Annotated in this window: 4 protein-coding genes and 1 pseudogene; 1 reads left to right on the top strand and 4 read right to left on the bottom strand. The window is 74.3% G+C overall.

Annotated features, from left to right (window positions below; translation table 11 throughout):
• Window positions 1–183: 183 nt before the first annotated feature.
• From ACFWUY_RS40810 to ACFWUY_RS40795, 4 genes and pseudogenes are all read right to left on the bottom strand, one after another.
• Window positions 184–585, bottom strand: a complete 402-nt coding sequence (locus tag ACFWUY_RS40810) for an STAS domain-containing protein (protein WP_384121892.1) — start codon at window positions 583–585, stop codon at window positions 184–186.
• A 55-nt stretch (window positions 586–640) separates the two neighbouring features.
• Window positions 641–1,063: pseudogene (locus ACFWUY_RS40805) on the bottom strand (GAF domain-containing protein); the annotation flags it as partial.
• A 185-nt stretch (window positions 1,064–1,248) separates the two neighbouring features.
• The gene (locus ACFWUY_RS40800) at window positions 1,249–1,665 is read right to left on the bottom strand and encodes a hypothetical protein (RefSeq protein WP_384121890.1); all 417 of its coding nucleotides are present in this window, start codon (window positions 1,663–1,665) and stop codon (window positions 1,249–1,251) included.
• A 424-nt stretch (window positions 1,666–2,089) separates the two neighbouring features.
• Window positions 2,090–2,662 (bottom strand): antibiotic biosynthesis monooxygenase, encoded by a 573-nt coding sequence (locus tag ACFWUY_RS40795; RefSeq protein ID WP_384121888.1) that lies wholly within the window; start codon window positions 2,660–2,662, stop codon window positions 2,090–2,092.
• A gap of 491 nt (window positions 2,663–3,153) precedes the next feature.
• Between ACFWUY_RS40795 and ACFWUY_RS40790 the strand changes: the two genes are divergently transcribed.
• Window positions 3,154–3,501: a hypothetical protein gene (locus ACFWUY_RS40790; protein WP_384121886.1), complete on the top strand. Its 348-nt coding sequence runs from the start codon at window positions 3,154–3,156 to the stop codon at window positions 3,499–3,501.
• The last annotated feature ends 268 nt before the right edge of the window (window positions 3,502–3,769 follow it).

Below are 3,769 nucleotides of genomic sequence, written 5' to 3'. Positions count from 1 at the left end.
GCCCCCACCGCTCCCGGCAGCGCGCGGAGCTCCGCCGGTTCCAGCGGGGTGTCGGGGGGGGGGGGGGTGTGCGGGGGCGGGTGGGGGGGGGCCCCCCCGGGGGGCCGCCCCCCGGGGGTCATCGACGCCCCCCACCCCCCGCCAATGACCCGGCTGCTCAGTACGCGGCTACTCGGCACACGATCACTCGACACACGCCTGCTCGGCGTACGGCCGCTCGGCGGCGGCGCCGAGTTCAGGCTGCCGTTCGGCGCGCTGCTCGATCAGGCGGCGAAAATCCGCCGGCGCGAAGCGGGCGCCTGTCGCCGAGCCCGGACCGGGGATGCCGGCGACCGCGGCCAGGAGGCGCTGGGGCTGTGCCTGCCGGCCGACGACCAGGACGCGCAGGCCGAGGCATTCCGCGCGCCGGTGAAGGTCGAGGACGAGCAGCAGACCGCCGGAGTCCATGAGCGGCACGCCGTGCATGTCGACCAGCGCCACGGACGTCGCGGGGGTGACGCCGCTCAGGGCACGCTGGAGAACGGGAGCGGCCGGTCGCGTTGTGGACCTCTTCGTGGTCGATCTCCGCCGCGTCCAGCCAGCCACCGGGCAGGGCTCCGGCCGGACCCTCCGAGGTGTGCAGGACGAGCAGCGCGGTGGTGATGGCGTCGGCGGCCGAGAACGCGAAGGACTTGTCCCGTTCCGACAGCGGCCCCGGTGAGTCGCGGTAGAGGTCGAGGGTGCCCGTGGCGAGTCCGCCCGATCCCAGCGGCAGACAGAAGAGGGCCTTCACTCCCAGTGCCACGGCCTGCTGGGCGAAGACCGGCCACCTGCGCGCGTCCTGGCCGCCGGTGAGATCCATCGCGAGCACCGGCGCGGCGAGTTCGACCGCCGTGCGGCAGGGGCCGTCGCCCAGGGTGTACTGCGCCTCCGCCGGCTTGCCCGCCCGGTCGTCGGAGCACCACCACAGCGCCCGGGCGTCACTGTCCCCGGCCAGCGACACGGCCGCGCCGGTGATGTCCAGCAGGTCGACGCGGGCCCGGCACAGCGCGGCGGGTACGTCCCGTCCGGGGATGCCGGACACCGCACCCGAGAACGCCTCCGAGGTCCACAGGGCCTCTTCCTCGCCGGCCCGGGGGCGTCCGTCGTCGGAGGGAACGGGCTCCACAGCGCGTCACCTCCCGCGGCGGCCCAGAGCCCCCAACATCTCACCCGCCACGGGTCCAGGAGCCTCACGCCGCGTACCCGGGAAGGCGACGCGCTCCGGCTTCACCGCTTCGAGCAGGGGTGGGCACCCCGGCGGGCACGTCGGATGCCCAGCGCCCACTGCGCCACCCTCCTCTCCGTCACCTGTTCCCGGACGGCCCGCGGCCCTGACACCGCTCCGAGGCCGGCCCCGGCGGGATCCGGCCACGAGGAGCGGGGAACGCCGACGGCGGCGCCGTCCAGGACGGCGAGGACGACGGCGTGGGTACGGGCCCAGCCCCGCACGGTCAGCGCACCGTCGGCCGCCGACCCGCGCGCGTGATCGAGGTCCAGCACGAGGCAGTCGGTCGGCGCCGGAGGGGCGGCGGGCACGTCGCCGAGCCCGGGAGATCCGCGTCGCGCCTTCCGGCCCCTGCCGGGGCAGAGGGTCACCACGGCCAGCGTGCCGGGGAGCTGGACATGCACGTCATAGGGCTTCATCGGGCTTCTCCCACACGGGGCGGGCAGCCCTGGACACCAGGCCGGCGGCCAGGTGGTCCGGAACACGGCGAGGAGGCCGTGAACGAGTCCGGCGTTCAAAGCCGCGCAGGCACCACGGTCACGCCCCGGCCCGCCCGCGGAGGGGCGACGGGTCGACGAAGCCTCAATCGACGGAACCAGGCTGGTCCATCACCTCCACCATCCCACACCCCTCGGCGGAAAGAACCGCCTGCCACCTGGCCCGCGTCCGCACACGATTCGCTTCCGGGACGCGCCGAGGAACCGGCGTGAGGAACCCGGCCACGGTACGCGGGACGACGCGATCGAGCGGCTCGCGAAGAGCCGCGCGGTGGGAGGCGGAGCCGGCCGCGGGACATCGGCAAGGGGATCGCCGAGTACCGGGTACCGGGTACCGAGTGCCGGGTTACGAAGTGAGCCAGCCGCGCAGGAGTCTGCTCACGGCCGGCATCGCCACGTACGTCATGAGCACGTTGAAGACGCAGGCCACGACCGCACTGCTGAGCAGAAGGGGGAACGCGGTCAGGTGAGGCACGAGGAAGAGGCTGCCGAGGAGGGAGATCGGGTAGATCGCCAGGGTCGCGCTGATCGCCATCTTCCACCGGGGCGGCGCGGGCCGGGTGGACCCCGGCTTGGCGAACCAGGTCTCCATGCCGGTCAGTTTCCGCCGGGCGATCTCGGTGTGGTGGTGCCCCTCGCAGTCGGCGAACCAGGCCGCGCGCTCGGGCGACTCCTGCCAGATCCGACAGGCCTCCGCGTCCCGGAAACGGTGGACGAGGAACCAGGGGGCACCGCCGCCGGAGGAACGGAAGAGCCCGTACCCGAGGTGGCCGGGGAACGTCGCCGCGGTGTCGAGGATGCCCTTGGCCCACCGCTCGAAGGCGGCTTCGTGCCCGGGCTCCACCCGGCGGGCTATCAGAAGGGTCACCTCGCCGCTGTCGGCGGGAACGGTGGCGTGTTCGAAACTGACCGTGGTCACGGCGGACTCCCCATGATCGTGCCGCGCCCGACCACACTGTACGTGCCGGACGGGCGAGCGCCGGCACGAGAGCTGGGCGGGTGAGCCAGGTCCGGCCGGTACCGGAGGCCCCCTGTACCGGCTGGTGGACCTCGTCCACGACCTGGAGCCGGACGCGCGGGCGGACCTGGAGGCCGCACCGGAGGCAGGGGCCTGCTCGACGCCTGGGCGCGCGCGGGCGGCGCGGTCCTCGACCCGGCCACCCGTGACACCCTCCCGGTCCCGGGAGGGCCCGCGCGCCGGGCCAGTCACCCGCGAGGCCGGCCCGGCGGACTACACGGCGGCGGGGCCGCACACCGTGTGATCGGTACCGAGGCTCCCGGCGGCTCGGCATCGCCCACGGCCGCCACGCCAAGGAATCCGCCGAGTACGCGGGCGCGGAGGTCCGTGCGGAGACACACCGCCGGGAACTGGCGCGACTCGAACGTGGACTGGCGGATCCGGAAAGCGAGTTGACGGAACGACGGCATGGTCCGCGGATCCTCACCGAGCACCGCGACCAGATCGTCGGCACCCTGCGCCGTCCGCCCTCGGCGCGTGGGCTGACGGATGCGTGGGCCCGTACGACCGAGGCCGGGCGCACTGCCGGGTCCCTCGCCTCGCAGGCGTTCACGGCCGCCCGCCAAGTGGAGCGGGCACGTGCCCGCGCGGTCGTCCCCCGGCACGAGGAGGAGGCGCTCGATCTGCTGATGGAGGACCTCGGACGAGGCCGGACCGCGGGGCCGCCCGGCGCGTACGGACATCCGGCGAGGAAGTGGGCGTTCAGCTTCTCCGTATCCACCCGCAGGAAGTGGAGCTGAGAGCCCAGGGCCATGGGCGGCCCTTCGTGGCCCCACGCCTTGAAGGCTCGCGCCACACCGGCGACCACGACGTCGCCCTCCTCCGCGACGGCCGGGGCCGAGCCGGTGGGGACCACACCGCTGGGAGTGCCGTCGTGCAGGAGATCGGCGATGGTGAGGAGCGGAACGGCCGTCGGGGTTCAGCTGGTGCGGCGCAGTGCGGGTGGGGTCCAGTCGCCGGTGAGGGCGGGCTTTCGGGGCCAGTACAGGCGCAGGAAGACGTTGAAGC

It is taken from the genome of Streptomyces sp. NPDC058664, from assembly GCF_042716635.1.
Lineage (GTDB): Bacteria > Actinomycetota > Actinomycetes > Streptomycetales > Streptomycetaceae > Streptomyces.
Note: the sequence above shows the minus strand (reverse complement) of the source record. Positions and strands in the feature narration are given on the sequence as shown.

Bases quoted from the DNA above. Each gene is read 5' to 3' on its own strand.
- ACFWUY_RS40800 (WP_384121890.1), bottom strand. From the start codon at position 1,665: ATGAAGCCCTATGACGTGCATGTCCAGCTCCCCGGCACGCTGGCCGTG.